Consider the following 15,025-nt stretch of genomic DNA (forward strand, 5'->3'; position numbering starts at 1 on the left):
TGTCCACACTCACCACCCCGCCCCGAACGCGGTGGCCGCCCGCACTCCGGAGGCGCAGCCGTCCTCGTGGAAACCCCAGCCGTGGTAGGCCCCGGCGTACTGCACGACGGTGTCGCCGAGCTCGTCGAGGTGGTGCTGCGCGGCGACGGACTCCGGGGTGTAGATCGGGTGCCGGTAGGTCGCCCGTGCCAGCACCCGGTTCGGGTCGACGTGGTCGGAGGCGTTGAGCGTGACCAGGTAGTCGCGCGGTTCGGCGAGCCGCATCAGGCGGTTCGTGTCGTAGCTGATCAGCGTCCGGCCCGAGTCGGCCCCGCAGCGTGGTTTGAGGTGGTTCCCCCCGGCCCTCGCGGCGGGCGCGTCCGGCAGCGGCGTGGTGTCGGTGTGCAGCAGGGCCTCGTTGGTGGAGTACTCGAAGGCACCCAGGACCTTGAGTTCGGCGGGGGGTGGGGTCGGCCAGCAGGGACAGCGCCTGGTCGGCGTGGCAGGCGAGCACCACGTGGTCCACCGGGTGCACCGTGTCCGAGTCGTCGCGGATCTCGGCACCGTGCGCCGACCGGTGCACCGATCGCACCGGGGTGGGCAGGTGCACCGCGTCGATTCCCCGGGCGACCCGGCGCACGTACTCCCGCGAACCGCCCACCACCGTCCGCCAGGTCGGGGACCCGGTGACCGACAGCATCCCGTGGTGGCGGAGGAACTCGAACAGGCAGCGCGCCGGGTACCGCCCGCCGGTCTCGTGGTCGGTCGACCACACCGCGGAGACCAGCGGCAGGGCGAAGTGGTCGACGAAGTACTCGGAGTGGCCTCCCGCGCGCAGGAACTCGCCGAGGGTGGGGTCGCCGGCGCCCTCGGGGGCGCCGAGCAACCGGTTCGCCTGCCGGTGGAAGCGCGTGACCTGGGCCAGCATGGACAGGTAGGCGGGGCGGGCGAGGTTGCGGCGCTGGGCGAACAACCCGCCGAGCCGCTTGGCCCCCGCGTACTCCAGGCCGCAGCCCCGGCAGTGCACGCTCATCGACATCTCGGTCGGCTGGGTGGGCCCTCCAGCTCGGAGAACAGCCGCAGCAGGTTCGGGTACGTGCGGTCGTTGTGCACGATGAACCCGCTGTCCACCGCGAGGTCCTGCCCGTCGGCCGTGCGGACGTCGTGGGTGTGGGCGTGGCCCCCGATCCGTTCGTCGGCCTCGAACAGCACCACGTCGTAGCGTCGTCGCAGGAGGTAGGCGGCGGTCAGCCCGGAGACACCGCCACCGATCACGGCGACTCGTCGCCGGCTCACGAGATACCTCCCGTCGCTTCGGGACGTTGCTCGTCGCTCGAGACCGCCTCGCGGGCGAACCGGCGTACCAGGGAGGTCCAGGTTCCGGGGCGGCGCAGCATCGCGTGCCCGTCACCGGCTACGGGCACGAACCGGACGTCGGGATGCCAGCGGCTCGCGGCGCGCACGTACTCGGCGGAAGCGTCCGACGAGGTCGTCCGGTCCCGGTCACCGTGGAGGACGAGCACCCGCCGACCGGCCAGCTGCCGTACCGGTTCGTCGCGTTCGATCCAGGGTGCCAGCGCGCACACCGCGCTCACCCGGTCCGCACCGGCCAGCCGCAGCGCGGCACGCCCGCCCATCGAGTGCCCCAGCAGCACGACGTTCGCGTTCGGGTGTTCGTGGTCGATCCGTTCCAGCACGCGGCTCGCGTCGACCACGGGATGGCGGTGCGGTTCGTTCCACCCGCGCAGCCGGTTGCGCAGCAACCACACGGACGTGTGCTGATCCGCCGTCGCCCGGTGCACCGAGCGTGCGAACGGGACCATGCGCCGGTAGGCGAGCTGCCACGATCGTGTCGGTTCCTCGCTGTGCTGTCTGCCTCCGTGCAACACCAGCACGACGGCGCGGGTCCTGCCGCTGTCGGAGGGCAGTATCCGCAGCGAGGGATCGTGCCGGTCCCGAGGACCGGCAGGGTGTTGGTCGCGCATACCCCTTGTTCGGTACCGCCGGGTAACTCGCTTGGTCGCTGTGAGGGTGAGCACAGAACCGCCTCGGCCGCCAATCCCGCCGCCCCAGGGCTTCGAACCAGTACCGAACCGCGCCGGCGGGGCGGTGATTCGAAACCAGTACGGGAGGACTCGCGTGCTCGAGGGCCGGATTCCGGCGCGACCGCGGCCGGTGGGCGCGGCCGTGCGGATCGAGCGACTGATCACCGAACTGTTCGGGGTGGCACTGCCGGTGGGGATCACCGCCTGGGACGGCGGCAGCGCCGGACCGCCCGGAACCCCCCGCGTGCTGCTGCGGCATCGTCGCGCACTGCGCCACGTCGTGTGGAGCCCGGGGGGGGCTGGGGCTGGCGCGAGCGTTCGTCTCGGGGGACCTCGACGTGGCGGGCGACCTTGCCGAGGGGTTGCGTCGTTGCTGGGCACTGGCTCGTGAGCAGCGGACCGGCCACCTGCGGTTCGATCTCCGGCAGTGGCACCGGATCGTCGGTGTCGCCGCGCGGCTCGGGGCGATCGGCCCTCGGCCCGAGATCCCCGCGAGCGAGGCGCGGCTTTCGGGGGCGCTGCACACGCGGGGCCGTGACCGCTCGGCCGTGGCGCACCACTACGACACCGGCAACGAGTCCTACGAACTGCTGCTGGACCCGCACGTGGTCTACTCCTGGGTACTGGACCTCCGCGGCCGCCGACTACACGCTGACCGACGCCCAGGAGGACAAGCTCGCCCTCATCTGCCGCAAGCTGGGCCTGACCGGCGGGACCCGATTGCTCGACGTCGGCTGCGGCTGGGGCTCGCTGATCCTGTACGCGGCCCAGCGCTACGGAGTCCACGCCACGGGAGTGACGCTGTCGCGGCAGCAGGCCGACCACGTGCGGCGACGCGTCGAACAACTCGGTCTGCGCGGGCGGGTCGAGGTCCGGCTCCAGGACTACCGGGAACTCGACGACCAGCCCTACGGCGCCGTTGCCTCGGTGGAGATGGGCGAGCACGTCGGCGAGTCGAACTCCCCGGTGTACGTGCGGACGCTGCATCGGTTGCTGCGCCCGCGCGGGCGGCTGCTGCTGCAACAGGTGTCCCGGGCAAGCACGGCGCCCGGTGGTGGTGCGTTCATCGAGTCCTACATCGCACCGGACATGAGCATGGTTCCGGTGGGACGCACGCTCGACCACCTCGAAGAGGCCGGTTTCGAGGTGCGCGGCGTTCAGGTGATGCGCGAGCACTACGTGCGCACGATGCGCTCGTGGGCGCGCACCCTGGACGAGCACTGGGACGAGCACTGGGACGAGGCCGCGCGACTGGTGGGTGTCGAACAGGCGCGGGTGTGGCGGCTCTACCTGGCGGGCGGTGCGCTCGCGTTCGAGGAGAACCGCATGGGCGTGAACCAGGTCCTGTCGGTGCGGCCCGCCTCCGACGGGGGCAGCGGGATGCCGCTGGTCTCGGAGGGCTGAGATGAGTATCGCGTCCGTGGCGGGGCTCGCCGCGACGGGACTGGCCGCGGCGCTGGTCACCGTCTCCGTCACTTTCGTCCTCGCACGCCGCCGTGGCCGCTACGACACCATCGACACCGCGTGGGGTGCGGGGTTCGCGGTGATCGCGCTCGTCTCCTTCGCCGTCGCCGGTGCGTGGGATCCGCGCGGTACGGGGCTCGCGGCACCGGTGGTCACCGCGCTCACCGTGGGGGTGCGGTTGTCGGTGCACCTGCCTCGGCGGAATCGCGGCAAGCCGGAGGATCCGCGCTACCAGGAGATGGTGCGTCGGGCGGGCGACAACCCCGCCCCGCACATGTCGTGCGGGTTTACCTGACGCAGGCGGCGGTCATGTGGTTCGTGTCGCTGCCGGTGCAGCTGGCTCATTCGGCCGGGGGTCCGGTCCGCTGGTGTGGCTGGGGGCGTCGTCTGGGGGGATCGGTCTCGTCTTCGAGGTCGTGGGTGACGAGCAGCTGCGCCGGTTCCGGGCCGACCCGGCCAACGCGGGTGAGGTGCTCGACCGGGGGCTGCGGCGCTACACCAGGCATCCCAACTACTTCGGTGACGCCTGCGTGTGGTGGGGGCTGTACCTGGTGGCCTGCTCGGTCCCGTTCGGTGCGGTGACCGTGCTCTCGCCGGTGCTGATGACCTGGTTGCTGGCCCGGGGCACCGGCAAGCCCCTGCTGGAGCGCGGCATCGCCAAGCGTCGTCCTGCCTACGCCGACTACGTCCGCCGCACCAGCGGCTTCCTGCCCCTACCGCCCAAGCGGGGGTGAGGGCTGCGGCGGAAGGCACGCAACTCGAACTCGGTTCGAGTCTCCCGGGCAGACGATGCACACGCTCTGAACCCGGGATGTCAGCTCGACTGAACGTCGATGAGCCCGCGAAGCGCGAACTTGATGGTCTCGACCTCGTCCGGGGACAGGCGTGCTCGGTGGCGCCATCGGAGCCGTTCTCGACTGATGGATTTCACGTGGTCACACATGGCGAACGTGGGTCGGGACAGGCTGTTTAGCCGCGGCTGGTAGGGCAGGCCCCGATCGGTGGTGGTGCCGGGTACCACGATCGCCAGCCCGTTCGGCAGGGCACACTCGAAAGCGGTGGAGATGATGACCGCGGGCCGGAGTCCGGCCTGTTCGTGACCGACCTGCGGGTTGAAGTCCGCCCACCACACTTGCCAGGGCGCGAGGTGCTGGTCGCTCATGCGGGTAGGTCGGGGTCGGTCTCGGCCAGGCCTTCGTGCTCGTCGCGGTAGTCCTGAAGCTCGGCTTCGTCCAGTCGGGCCAGGGCGGCGAACGACTCGTGTTCCCAAGCCAGTCGCGCCACGGTCTCGTCCAGGCTCGCGCCGCCGAAATCGCGTTCGGCGATGCGGGCCAGCGCGTCCCGACTGCTCGTCGTGATCCGCATACTCGTTTGCATACTATGAGCATACACCCGTTCGGTGCGGTGACCGTGCTCTCGCCGGTGCTGATGACCTGGTTGCTGGCCCGGGGCACCGGCAAGCCCCTGCTGGAGCGCGGCATCGCCAAGCATCGTCCTGCCTACGCCGACTACGTCCGCCGCACCAGCGGCTTCCTGCCCCTACCGCCCAAGCGGGGGTGAGGTCGTGAAACTCAAACTCGGTTTTGGTTTCACGTACAGCGACGCACAAACCTAAAAGCGGGTTTGAGTTTGTCGAGAAGCGAGGCACCCCCGGCCCGTGAGGCTGGGGGCGCCTCGCTGTCGCGGATCAGGCGAAGCGGTCGGCCTTGATCGCGGCGACGAACGCCGACCACTGTGCGCCGGTCGTGGTGAAGTGGCCGGTGTCGCGATCCTTCGTGTCGCGCACCGCCGCGCCACCGGCGATGTGGCCGAACTCGACGCAGCTGGTGCGTTGGCTCGAGCGGCTCGGCCTACGCCACCCGTTGGGCTGTGGAGTCGTGTCGCACCGTCCTCCCGATCATCTGCACGGGTGACGGTGAACTCTCTTGATACCTCGGGGCATCGCCACCTCGTGGAGGTTGGGGACCGCTTCCTGGTACGCGGCGGCGGTGTCCGGGCCGTGCAGGGTGACGGACGAACGGGGGTGCTCCGTGCGCACGATGGGAGCGACCTTGTCGAACTCGAAGAGCACGAACGAACCCGCAGAGGAGGGTGGAGCCTGGTTGAGCCACCGCGCAGGATGCGCACGTCGATGTTCGGCCACTCCGCTCTTCGCTCTCCTCCGGGCGGTGGAACGGTTAACCTGGCGGTAGCCGTGCGGAAGATGTGACCGTGGAGTGCGACTGTGGGAGTGCGGTTGTGAACGAGGACGTTCGCGCTTCGGACACGGAGCGGGAAGCGGTGATCGAGCGGCTTCAGCGGGCGCTGTCCCAGGGGCGGCTGAACGTGGCCGAGTGCGACGAACGCATCGCCTCCGCCTACGTCAGCACGACGCGGGCGGAGTTGGCGCTGCTGACGCGGGACCTTCCGGGCAACCTCTGGTAGGGGCGATGTCAGTTCTCGGTGCTGGTGGGGCCGTCGTCGGTCCGACCATCGGCGCGCCATCGTGCCGGGGACGGTTCGGTGTCGGACTTCGACTCGGTCGGTGTCGGATCCTGGTTGATGGTCTGCCCGGTGGCGTGCTCGAAAAAGCGCAGCACCTCCACCGGGAACGGCATCACCAGCGTGCTGTTCTTCTCCGCGGCCACTTCGACCACCGTCTGCAGCAGGCGCAACTGCAGGGAGCCCGGTGACGCCTCCATCGCGTCGGCGGCCTCGGCCAGCTTGTTCGACGCCTGCAGCTCACCTTCGGCGTTGATCACCCGGGCACGCCGGTCGCGCTCGGCCTCGGCCTGCCGCGACATCGAGCGCTGCATGCCCTCGGGCAGCGAGACCTCCTTGGTCTCGACCCGGTCGATGCTGATGCCCCAGTCCTCGGTCGGTGCGTCGATGACCCCGCGCAGCTCACTGTTGATCTGCTGGCGGTCCGTCAGCAGCGTGTCCAGGTCGGCCCGGCCGATCACCGAGCGCAAGGACGTCTGCGCGACCTGGGAGGTGGCGTGCAGGTAGTCCGAAACATTGATCACGGCTTTGACCGGGTCCTCCACCCGGAAGTACACGACGGCGTCCACGGCGATCGAGACGTTGTCCCTGGTGATGGCTCCCTGGGCGGGGACGTCGAGCACGGTGGTCTGGACCGGCACCTTCCGCATCCGGTCCACGAACGGCACGATCACGCGCAGTCCCGGTTCGCGCACCGGTGACAGCAATCGGCCGAAGCGCAGCACCACTCCGCGCTGATACTGCTGAACAGCGTTCAGTCCCGCGCCCACGAGCACGAGCACGAGCAGGACGATGACGACGATCGCCGTCCACACAACTTCCACCGGCTTACGCTCCTTCCGCGCAGCGGAGCTCCGCGCACTCTCCGCTTTCACACAGAATACGCCCCGATACTGTGCGGAACCGGTGCGTCACCGCAAGCGCTGTGCCTGTTCCTTGCTCACGCGGGAGGTGGTGGCGCATCGCGTGCAGGTCAGCGTCCGGCGGACGCGCACGGGAAGCAGCGGGACGAAGAACAGGCTGAACTTGGTCACGACCTTGTCCAGCGCCGCGGCGAAGGTTCCGCCGCAGACGGAGCAGTACCGCATCACCACGGCCAGCCGTCGGGTCGAGCTCCGCAGCCCGAAAAGAATGAACAAGGGTGCCTCCTCGCCGCGTCACCACGCCCACGGTAGGCCCGAAACCGACTTGGAAGCGCGCGGATCGGCTTGCTCGGCGGGTGCGGGTGGGCCCGGGCTGGCCCGCCCCGCCGGGTTGTGCGATTTTCCCTAAACTTGTGCCACAACTTCAGGGAAAATCGCACCGTCACCAGAGCTCGCCGAGCGCGGCGGTGACGAGGGTCTCCACTCCGGTGCGCAGCGTCGGGTACAGCACCGGGGCGAACAGCGGTGAGTGGTTGGAGGGGATGTCGCGGTCGACGGTATCCGCCGCCCTGGCCGCCGCGACGCGCTCCGGGTCCATCCCCCCGACGAACCAGAACACCGCGGGCGCCTCGGCGGCCGTGCCGAACGTCCCGAAGTCCTCGCTGCCCGCCACCAGCGGACCCGAACGCACGCGGTCCGGCCCGAAGTGGGCGCGGAACCGCTCGGACACCCGCTCGGTGGCCGACTCGTCGTTGACGTTGCTCGGGAACGAGGTGATGGGGGTGATCTCCGGGGGCTTCGGCGCTCCGGCCGCCTGCGCCTCGGCGTGCACGATCCGGTGCGTGGCCGCGACGACGCGTTCGCGCACCTCCGGGTCGAACGAGCGGATGTTGACCGTCAGTTCGGCCTCGGACGGGATGACGTTGTGCGTGGTTCCCGCCTGCAGCGATCCGACGGTCACCACGGCCGACTCGGTGGGTGCGACCTCGCGCGAGACGATGGTCTGCAACCGCAGCACCGTCGAGGAGGCGAGCACGACCGGGTCGGTGGTCGCCTCGGGACGTGAGCCGTGTCCACCCCGGCCGAACATCCGCACGCGGAAGGCGTCGGTGGCCGCCATCACCAGCCCCGGGCGGGTGAAGACCTCGCCGGCGGACATGGGCCCCACGTGCTGGCCGAAGGCGATGTCCGGGCACCCGAACCGCTCGAAGAGCCCGTCCTCGATCATCCCCTCGGCACCGCCGCCCGCCTCCTCGCCGGGCTGCAACACCACCTGGAGCGTCCCCGACCACTCGGACCGGCCCGCGGCCAGCAGACGCGCGGCCCCGAGCATCCACGTGACGTGCATGTCGTGCCCGCAGGCGTGGGTCACCGGCACCACGTCCCCCTCGTCGTTGGTGGCGGTGGCCGCACTGGCGTAGTCCAGTCCGGTCCGTTCCCGGACCGGCAGCGCGTCCATGTCCGCTCGCAGCAGCACGGTCGGTCCCGTCCCGTTGCGCAGCAGACCGACCACGCCGGTGCGGCCCACACCGGTGGTCACCTCGAAGCCCGCGTCCCGCAGCGCGCGGGCGGCGATGCCGGCCGTGCGGTGCTCGGCGAACGACAGCTCGGGATTCCGGTGCAGGTCGACGTAGAGGCTCTCGTACTCGGGCAGCAGGGCTTCCAGCCCGTCCAGTACCGACGTCATCGTTCCTCCCGGGATTCATCGATCACCGCGAGTCTCGTCCCGGAACTACCCACCCACGGGGCGGGGCGAAGCACCCGACGGGACGGGCACCCCCGCCGGGAGCGGACCCGGTCGGTGCGGCGGTCCGGGACGGCTGCGCTCACTCCGGCGGTTTTCGCCGGTGGGCGCGGGCGACGAGGTGGTCGACGAGGTGCTGGAGGGGATACGACAGGGACCACAGGCTCACCGCGCCGACGGCGCAGACCACTCCGAGAATCCACCCCGCCACGACGTCCGAGGGGGCGTGGACGCCGAGGATCACCCGGGACAGGCCGACGACCGTCACCAGCAGCAGGGCCGTGGTGACGGTGGCCGCGCGGGAGGCCCGCGAGCTCAGCACGCGCAGCAGCAGGAAGACGAGCACCAGGTACACGGCAGCCGAGTGGCTCGAGTGCCCGGACGGGAAGCCGAAACCGTCCTCGGGGGTGGCCAGCGGGGCCGGGGCCGGGCGGGGTCGTGCGACGAGGAGTTTGATCAGGAACACCGCGAGGGCGTCGATGACGCCGGTCACCGCCAGCAGCAGGGCCGGAACCCAGGACCGGGTACGTACGCGCAGGTACACGGCCGCCACGACGCTCACTCCGGTGAGCACCAGGTCGTCCCCGATCCAGGTGAGCACCCCGAAAGTCGTGACCAGAGCGTGAGTGCGGATCGCGGCGACGAGTTCCAGCAGGCGCCGGTCCAGTCCGAGCAGCGGGCCGCCCTCGTGAACCTGCTCGGCCAGCTCCCCGAACATCCACAGTCCGAGCGCGACCAGCAGCAGTCCCGCCACGGGGGGCAACCACGGGTACGCGGCGGCCAGGTCGCGCAGGCTCGCTCGACGCTGCTCGCCGGAGTCGCGTGTGGGCTCGTCGTTGCTTCGCGCGGAAGCCACTGTCACGGATCACGCTCCGAAGGATGTCGTGAACAGGTTCCGCGGTCGGATTCTACCGACATCCGGGCCGGTTTCGGTGTTCGTGAACACACCATCACCGCGAACGGCGGGTTCCGTGGCGGGCACGACCCATGAGAAGCGAAAACCCCAGGTCGAATGAGCTGGGGTAGCGGTGCGCCAAGAGGGACTCGAACCCACAACCCACTGATTAAGAGTCAGTTGCTCTGCCATTGAGCTATTGGCGCTTTGAGTTTGTTGGCCGACTTGCGTTCCGTCCGGAATCTTTCCTTGCCGGCGACAAGTAGAACTCTAGCACGGTTGTCGGGGGTGCGATTCGAGGGGGGGTCTCGAGCGGTGGAGCTCTCGCCGCGGCGTCGAGGTAACGCGGGAGTGACGGTTTCGGGCCGGACGCAACCCGTCCGGGTGGGGGCGCGTCCCACGGGTGGCAACCAAGAATTATTACACTACGTGTACGATTGCTTGCAATTGTACCGATCGGGTGAGCCTTGAGGCTGCCCGATCGGGACGTGTCGGATCGGGATGAACGAAATGTGGCGCATGCGTAACTCATCCAGGAGAGCAGCACCCTTGCTCCGTCGGGGGCTCTCCGTGCTCGTCGTCGGCGTGGTCGCCGTTCTCCTCGCAAGTTGTGGCGGTGCGGTCCAGAGCGCGGGCGGCAAGCGGTCGGTCACCGTTCCTCCGGAGGAGCCCTCGGTGCGGTTGGCCCCCGGGGACGGGGCCGAGGACGTTTCACCGACGGGTGAGATCAAGGCCACGGCGACCAACGCGAAGATCACCGAGGCGGTGCTGACCAACTCCTCCGGCGAGCGGGTCGAGGGCGAGCTCACGTCAGAGGACACGACGTGGAAGGTGGCCGAGCCCCTCGGCTACGGCAAGTCCTACACGCTGCGGGTCACCGCCGAGGGGCCCAGCGGCGAACCGATCACCCGCACCAGCGAGTTCGGCACCCTGACGCCCGAACACCAGACCTACGTGTCGATGAACCCGGTGGACGGCCAGACGGTCGGTGTCGGCCAACCACTGGCCTTCTACTTCAGCGAGGACGCCCCCGCGCCGGACAAGAAACGTGCCGAGAAGGCGATCGGCATCCACACCGAACCCCACGTCGACGGCGCGTTCTACTGGTTCGACGACCGCGAGGTGCACTGGCGACCCAAGGAGTACTGGAAGTCGGGGACGAAGATCACGGTCAACGTCGACGTCTACGGCGAGAACCTCGGCAACGGCGTCTACGGCAAGGCCGACCGCACCGCCACCATCACCATCGGGGACAGGGTGATCCTGCGCGCCGACGGTGCCACGCACCAGATGTCGGTCGAGGTCAACGGTCAGGTCCTGCGCACCATCCCGGTCTCGTTGGGCATGCCGAAGTATCCGTCGCACAGCGGCGTCCACGTCGTCATGCGCAAGCACGAGGAGTATCTGATGGACTCCACGACCTTCGGCCTGGGGCTGGACGAGGGCGGCTACAAGACGAAGGCCAAGTGGTCCGTGCGGATCTCCAACGGCGGGGAGTTCCTGCACGCGGCGCCGTGGTCGGTGGGCGCCCAGGGCGAGCGCAACGTCAGCCACGGCTGCGTCAACATGAGCCTCGCCGACGCCAAGTGGGTCTACGACCTCGTGGGCAAGGGTGACGTCGTCACGATCACGAACTCCGGAGGGAAGCCGCTGCCCTCCTGGGACGGTTTCGGTGACTGGCAGGTTCCCTGGAGCGAGTGGACGGGCGGTAACTACTGACCACGAACGGGCCCCGATTTCGTCGTTTCGGCCCGCCGTGCCCCGTGAACTGGTAAGAACGCGGCCGTGCGAAGCGATGTGGGTAGTGACGAGGTCGAAAGGTTCCGGTGGATACGCTCCAGCGCCGTGCAGGACGCGGGCTGCCTGACCCTGGTGCGTTCCCCGGACACCGCCGGAGTGGCCGCGGCCTTCGGGGCGGTGCTCGACCGGGCTCGCGGTTGGGGGTTCGACGAGTTCTGCGAGGAGTCCTTCGCCCGTTTCGAGCAGCACTCGATGATCGCGGTGCGATCGCGGGGGAACTGGACCCTGGTCGCCGAGGAGAACGGGTTCGAGGGCAGTCGTCCCGAGGTGCTGTGCCGGGTCAGCGCGGGGACCGAGGCGGTCTCGGTGTTCTGGAACGTCGACGCGGAGACGGAGTTCAACCACGCGGTCGGCGGGGAGGTCCGGACTTCCTTCGAGGCCCTGTTCCCCGACCAGCGCGCGGGCACGGACCCGGACGCGCTGGAGCGGATCCGGGGTGACCTGCCCTGGGGCCGGGTACTCGACGGGGTCGACACCGTCGGACTGATGCTGGCGCTGGCCGCCCGGGTCACCGGCAGGGTGCTCACTCCGGAGTGCTTCGAGGGCGAGTTCACGACTTACCCGGTCGCTTCCCGGGACGATGCGACCGGGGGAGCACGATGAGGGGCGTGTTGCGGTTTCTGCGCCGCCGCTTTCGCGGTCACGAGTCCGAGTCCGGTACCGATGTCGCCACCGACGCTCGGGTACGCGCGTTGACGTTCTGGCAGCGGTGGTACGACCTGCTTCCCGAGGTCAGCGCCGCTCTCGGCGACGGCGAGTCGAGTCGGGTCGACCACCAGCTCGCCGAGGCCGTCGCGCTCGTGCACCCGCGGCTCACCTTCTCCATCGAGCGCGGGAACCGAGCGGTCTACGCGCTGGTGGTGACCGGTCAGGCCGATCCCGAACTGCGGCCCTACACCGACGCGTGGAGGGCCGCGGCCCCTGAAACGGACTCGCTGTGGGAGTACCACGACGCCGTCCCCCCGGTTCCGGATCCGACGCAGGTCACGGTCAACCTGCACGGCGGGAAGTACCCGCTGGAGCAGGTGCTGGTCGCTGCTCAGGTCGACGCCGGCCTGGTGGACGTGGCCGTCTACCACCCCGGCTTCGCCGAGCTCGGCGAAGCCGAGCGCGAGGCGCTGACCTTCCTTCCGCTGCACGCCACGCTCGGCGAACGCGTGGCCGCCGACCGCCTCGGCCGGGTGGAGACCGCCGAGCGGGAACCGCAGGGCAGCATGGACCTGCTGGAGTTCCGTGACCTCGTGCGCGGCTTGGACGGGGAGCCGGGTGATCCCGAGCGGGGGGAGGACTGCTGAGCGCGGGCGGTGTTTCCCACCGGAAAACGCCCCCACCGCGAGGCACCGCGTGTCGCTGTCGGGGTTGCTGGTTAGTCTCGTGACGTGACCAGCACCGGCCCAGATCGCGCGCTCGACGACCGCACCGCTTCCGGAACCGCCCTGCCCGCGGAGAACGCCGCGGGCAGCACGGCCGAGGGCGCCGAGGACATCCCGAGCGAGGTGCGCGAACGCCACGGCGCCCTCGCCGAGGAAGTCCGCGCGCACCAGTTCCGGTACTACGTGCTGGACTCGCCGACGATCACCGACGGCGAGTTCGACGAGCTGCTCGAGCGGCTGCGCGAGCTGGAGGACGAGCATCCGGCGCTGCGTTCGGCCGACTCGCCGACCCAGCAGGTCGGCGGCACCTTCTCCACCGAGTTCACCACCGTCGACCACCTCGAGCGGATGCTGAGCCTGGACAACGCGTTCGACACCGGGGAGCTGCGGGCGTGGGTCGAGCGGGTCGAGCGCGAGACGGGTACCGGCCCGCACTACCTGTGCGAGCTCAAGATCGACGGGCTGGCGGTCAACCTGCTCTACAGGGACGGCCGCCTGGAACGCGCGCTGACCAGGGGCGACGGGCGCACCGGTGAGGACGTCACGCTCAACGTGCGCACGATGTCCGACGTGCCCGAGCGGCTGTCGGCCGAGTCGGAGTACCCGGTCCCCGGTCTGGTGGAGATCCGGGGCGAGGTGTTCTTCCGGCTCGACGAGTTCACCGAGTTCAACGCCTCGCTGGTGGACGCGGGCAAGACCCCCTTCGCGAACCCGCGCAACGCTGCCGCCGGATCGCTGCGGCAGAAGGACCCCCGGGTGAGCCGCGACAGGCCGTTGCGCATGATCTGTCACGGGTTGGGCAGGCGTGAGGGCTTCGAGCCGGTCAGGCAGTCGGAGTCCTACGAGGCGCTGCGGGCGTGGGGGCTGCCGGTCTCGCGCCACACGGTCGTGCTCTCCACGATGAACGAGCTCGTCGACCACGTTCGCTACTGGGAGGGGAACCGGCACGCCGCCGAGCACGAGATCGACGGTGTCGTGATCAAGGTCGACGAGGTGTCGCTGCAGCGCAGGCTCGGCACTACCGCGCGTGCGCCGCGGTGGTCGATCGCCTACAAGTACCCGCCCGAGCAGGCGACCACCGAGTTGCGCGACATCCAGGTCAACGTCGGCCGCACCGGGCGGGTGACGCCGTACGCGGTGATGGAGCCGGTCAAGGTGGCCGGTTCGACGGTGGCGATGGCGACCCTGCACAACGCCGACGAGGTGCGCCGCAAGGGGGTCCTGATCGGGGACCGGGTCGTCATCCGCAAGGCCGGCGAGGTGATCCCCGAGGTGCTGGGGCCGGTGGTCGACGCGCGCGACGGCGGTCAGCGCGAGTTCGCGATGCCCACCGAGTGCCCGGAGTGCGGATCGACGCTGCGCCGGGAGAAGGACAGCGACATCGACATCCGGTGTCCGAACTCGCGATCCTGTCCGGCGCAGCTGCGGGAGCGGCTGTACCACCTGGCCGGCCGCGGCGCCTTCGACATCGAGGTGCTGGGCTACGAGTCGGCCACCGCGCTGCTGGACTCGGGGGTGCTGACCGACGAGGGGGACGTGTTCGCGCTCGACCGGAACAAGCTGCTGGCCACGCCGCTGTTCCGGACCAAGGAGGGCACGCTCTCGGCCAACGGCGTCAAGCTGCTCGACAACCTGGAGGAGGCCAAGCACCGTCCGCTGTGGCGGGTGCTGGTGGCGCTGTCGATCCGCCACGTCGGGCCGACGGCGGCTCAGGCACTGGCCAGGGCGTTCGGCTCCATCGACCGGATCGAGGAGGCCACCGAGGAGGAGCTGGCGGCCGTGGACGGCGTCGGTCCCACGATCGCGTCCGCCGTCGTGGAGTGGTTCACCGTGGACTGGCACCGCGACGTGGTGCGCAAGTGGTGCGCGGCGGGCGTGCGGATGGCCGACGAGCGGGACGAGTCGGTGCCGCGCAACCTTGAGGGGCTGTCGATCGTGGTCACCGGGTCGATGGAGAGCTACTCCCGCGACGAGGCCAAGGAGTACATCATGAACCGCGGTGGTCGCGCCGCCGGTTCGGTGTCGAAGAAGACGGCCTTCGTCGTGGCCGGGGACTCGCCCGGTTCGAAGTACGACAAGGCCGTGCAGCTCGGGGTGCCGGTACTGGACGAGAACGGCTTCCGGATCCTGCTCGACCACGGCCCGGACGCCGCCGCCGACGCCGCCCTGTCGGTGGAGTGAGCGCGGCCATCGACCAGCTCGCCGGCAATCCTCGGCCCGCCGGCGTGGCCGCCGTGAAATCCCCGCCCGGCTGCTTGCGGCTCCGCGTCGGCGATTACCGCGTGCTCTACGAGGTCCAGGACCACCACTTGGTCGTGCTCGTCATCGACCTCGGTCGTCGCCGTGAGATCCACGATCGCTGAGTGCTCTTCGTCAGCCCC

15 protein-coding genes, 1 tRNA gene and 4 pseudogenes are annotated in these 15,025 nt (G+C 69.9%); 9 read left to right on the forward strand and 11 right to left on the reverse strand.

What is annotated here, in order from left to right; translation table 11 throughout:
- Positions 1 to 9 precede the first annotated feature (9 nt).
- Both FHX42_RS02390 and FHX42_RS02395 read right to left on the reverse strand, forming a co-directional pair.
- A pseudogene (locus tag FHX42_RS02390) lies at positions 10 to 1,275 on the reverse strand (NAD(P)/FAD-dependent oxidoreductase).
- On the reverse strand, positions 1,272 to 1,964 hold the full coding sequence (locus FHX42_RS02395; RefSeq protein WP_182542513.1) for an alpha/beta hydrolase: 693 nt from the start codon (positions 1,962 to 1,964) through the stop codon (positions 1,272 to 1,274). The pseudogene FHX42_RS02390 and the gene FHX42_RS02395 overlap by 4 nt, the downstream one beginning before the upstream one ends.
- Before the next feature lie 594 nt (positions 1,965 to 2,558).
- Here FHX42_RS02395 and FHX42_RS02400 point away from each other — a divergent pair.
- On the forward strand, positions 2,559 to 3,428 hold the full coding sequence (locus tag FHX42_RS02400) for a cyclopropane-fatty-acyl-phospholipid synthase family protein (protein ID WP_328795854.1): 870 nt from the start codon (positions 2,559 to 2,561) through the stop codon (positions 3,426 to 3,428).
- Position 3,429: 1 nt separating this feature from the next.
- A pseudogene (locus FHX42_RS02405) lies at positions 3,430 to 4,222 on the forward strand (DUF1295 domain-containing protein).
- A gap of 80 nt (positions 4,223 to 4,302) precedes the next feature.
- Here FHX42_RS02405 and FHX42_RS02410 read toward each other — a convergent pair.
- Complete coding sequence (locus FHX42_RS02410; RefSeq protein ID WP_182542514.1) at positions 4,303 to 4,650, reverse strand: type II toxin-antitoxin system PemK/MazF family toxin; 348 nt, start codon at positions 4,648 to 4,650, stop codon at positions 4,303 to 4,305.
- Positions 4,647 to 4,865, reverse strand: coding sequence for a hypothetical protein (locus tag FHX42_RS02415; protein WP_182542515.1), 219 nt, complete (start codon positions 4,863 to 4,865; stop codon positions 4,647 to 4,649). Before FHX42_RS02415 ends, FHX42_RS02410 begins: the two co-directional genes overlap by 4 nt.
- Before the next feature lie 21 nt (positions 4,866 to 4,886).
- Between FHX42_RS02415 and FHX42_RS02420 the strand changes: the two are divergent.
- Positions 4,887 to 5,048, forward strand: a pseudogene (locus FHX42_RS02420) (DUF1295 domain-containing protein); the annotation flags it as partial.
- Between the two features lie 127 nt (positions 5,049 to 5,175).
- Here the strand turns inward: FHX42_RS02420 and FHX42_RS02425 are convergent.
- Together FHX42_RS02425 and FHX42_RS27590 are read right to left on the reverse strand one after the other, a co-directional pair.
- A pseudogene (locus tag FHX42_RS02425) lies at positions 5,176 to 5,337 on the reverse strand (DUF397 domain-containing protein); the annotation flags it as partial.
- Positions 5,338 to 5,385: 48 nt separating this feature from the next.
- Complete coding sequence (locus tag FHX42_RS27590; RefSeq protein WP_220479446.1) at positions 5,386 to 5,631, reverse strand: Scr1 family TA system antitoxin-like transcriptional regulator; 246 nt, start codon at positions 5,629 to 5,631, stop codon at positions 5,386 to 5,388.
- Positions 5,632 to 5,726: 95 nt separating this feature from the next.
- Here FHX42_RS27590 and FHX42_RS26215 point away from each other — a divergent pair, with 95 nt between their 5' ends.
- Complete coding sequence (locus tag FHX42_RS26215) at positions 5,727 to 5,912, forward strand: DUF1707 SHOCT-like domain-containing protein (protein WP_182542517.1); 186 nt, start codon at positions 5,727 to 5,729, stop codon at positions 5,910 to 5,912.
- Positions 5,913 to 5,920: 8 nt separating this feature from the next.
- Here FHX42_RS26215 and FHX42_RS02435 read toward each other — a convergent pair whose 3' ends face one another.
- The 5 genes from FHX42_RS02435 to FHX42_RS02455 all read right to left on the reverse strand — a co-directional run bounded on the left by FHX42_RS02435 (position 5,921) and on the right by FHX42_RS02455 (position 9,677).
- On the reverse strand, positions 5,921 to 6,793 hold the full coding sequence (locus FHX42_RS02435) for a slipin family protein (protein WP_407926194.1): 873 nt from the start codon (positions 6,791 to 6,793) through the stop codon (positions 5,921 to 5,923).
- An 87-nt stretch (positions 6,794 to 6,880) separates the two neighbouring features.
- Positions 6,881 to 7,108, reverse strand: a complete 228-nt coding sequence (locus tag FHX42_RS02440) for a zinc-ribbon domain-containing protein (RefSeq protein ID WP_220479449.1) — start codon at positions 7,106 to 7,108, stop codon at positions 6,881 to 6,883.
- Between the two features lie 166 nt (positions 7,109 to 7,274).
- Positions 7,275 to 8,519, reverse strand: a complete 1,245-nt coding sequence (locus FHX42_RS02445) for an amidohydrolase (RefSeq protein ID WP_182542518.1) — start codon at positions 8,517 to 8,519, stop codon at positions 7,275 to 7,277.
- Positions 8,520 to 8,658: 139 nt separating this feature from the next.
- Entirely contained in the window at positions 8,659 to 9,438 is a 780-nt protein-coding gene (locus tag FHX42_RS02450; RefSeq protein WP_182542519.1) for a phosphatase PAP2 family protein, read from the reverse strand.
- Between the two features lie 167 nt (positions 9,439 to 9,605).
- Positions 9,606 to 9,677, reverse strand: a tRNA-Lys gene (locus tag FHX42_RS02455).
- Between the two features lie 343 nt (positions 9,678 to 10,020).
- Here FHX42_RS02455 and FHX42_RS02460 point away from each other — a divergent pair.
- The 5 genes from FHX42_RS02460 to FHX42_RS02480 all read left to right on the forward strand — a co-directional run bounded on the left by FHX42_RS02460 (position 10,021) and on the right by FHX42_RS02480 (position 15,007).
- A complete protein-coding gene (locus FHX42_RS02460; RefSeq protein ID WP_235986879.1) occupies positions 10,021 to 11,190 on the forward strand; it encodes a L,D-transpeptidase in 1,170 nt (389 codons plus the stop codon).
- Between the two features lie 78 nt (positions 11,191 to 11,268).
- Positions 11,269 to 11,874, forward strand: coding sequence for a DUF6461 domain-containing protein (locus FHX42_RS02465; protein WP_328795955.1), 606 nt, complete (start codon positions 11,269 to 11,271; stop codon positions 11,872 to 11,874).
- Complete coding sequence (locus tag FHX42_RS02470) at positions 11,871 to 12,566, forward strand: hypothetical protein (protein WP_182542522.1); 696 nt, start codon at positions 11,871 to 11,873, stop codon at positions 12,564 to 12,566. Before FHX42_RS02465 ends, FHX42_RS02470 begins: the two co-directional genes overlap by 4 nt.
- An 84-nt stretch (positions 12,567 to 12,650) precedes the next feature.
- Positions 12,651 to 14,825, forward strand: a complete 2,175-nt coding sequence (gene ligA / locus FHX42_RS02475; RefSeq protein WP_182542523.1) for an NAD-dependent DNA ligase LigA — start codon at positions 12,651 to 12,653, stop codon at positions 14,823 to 14,825.
- Positions 14,822 to 15,007, forward strand: a complete 186-nt coding sequence (locus FHX42_RS02480) for a type II toxin-antitoxin system RelE family toxin (protein ID WP_182542524.1) — start codon at positions 14,822 to 14,824, stop codon at positions 15,005 to 15,007. The genes ligA and FHX42_RS02480 overlap by 4 nt, the downstream gene beginning before the upstream one ends.
- Positions 15,008 to 15,025 lie beyond the last annotated feature (18 nt).

Source organism: Halosaccharopolyspora lacisalsi, from assembly GCF_014137975.1.
GTDB lineage: Bacteria > Actinomycetota > Actinomycetes > Mycobacteriales > Pseudonocardiaceae > Halosaccharopolyspora > Halosaccharopolyspora lacisalsi.

Coding starts and splice junctions, on each gene's coding strand:
- FHX42_RS02395 (WP_182542513.1), bottom strand. CDS start 1,964: ATGCGCGACCAACACCCTGCCGGTCCTCGGGACCGGCACGATCCCTCG.
- FHX42_RS02410 (WP_182542514.1), bottom strand. CDS start 4,650: ATGAGCGACCAGCACCTCGCGCCCTGGCAAGTGTGGTGGGCGGACTTC.
- FHX42_RS02415 (WP_182542515.1), bottom strand. CDS start 4,865: ATGCAAACGAGTATGCGGATCACGACGAGCAGTCGGGACGCGCTGGCC.
- FHX42_RS02445 (WP_182542518.1), bottom strand. CDS start 8,519: ATGACGTCGGTACTGGACGGGCTGGAAGCCCTGCTGCCCGAGTACGAG.
- FHX42_RS02470 (WP_182542522.1), top strand. CDS start 11,871: ATGAGGGGCGTGTTGCGGTTTCTGCGCCGCCGCTTTCGCGGTCACGAG.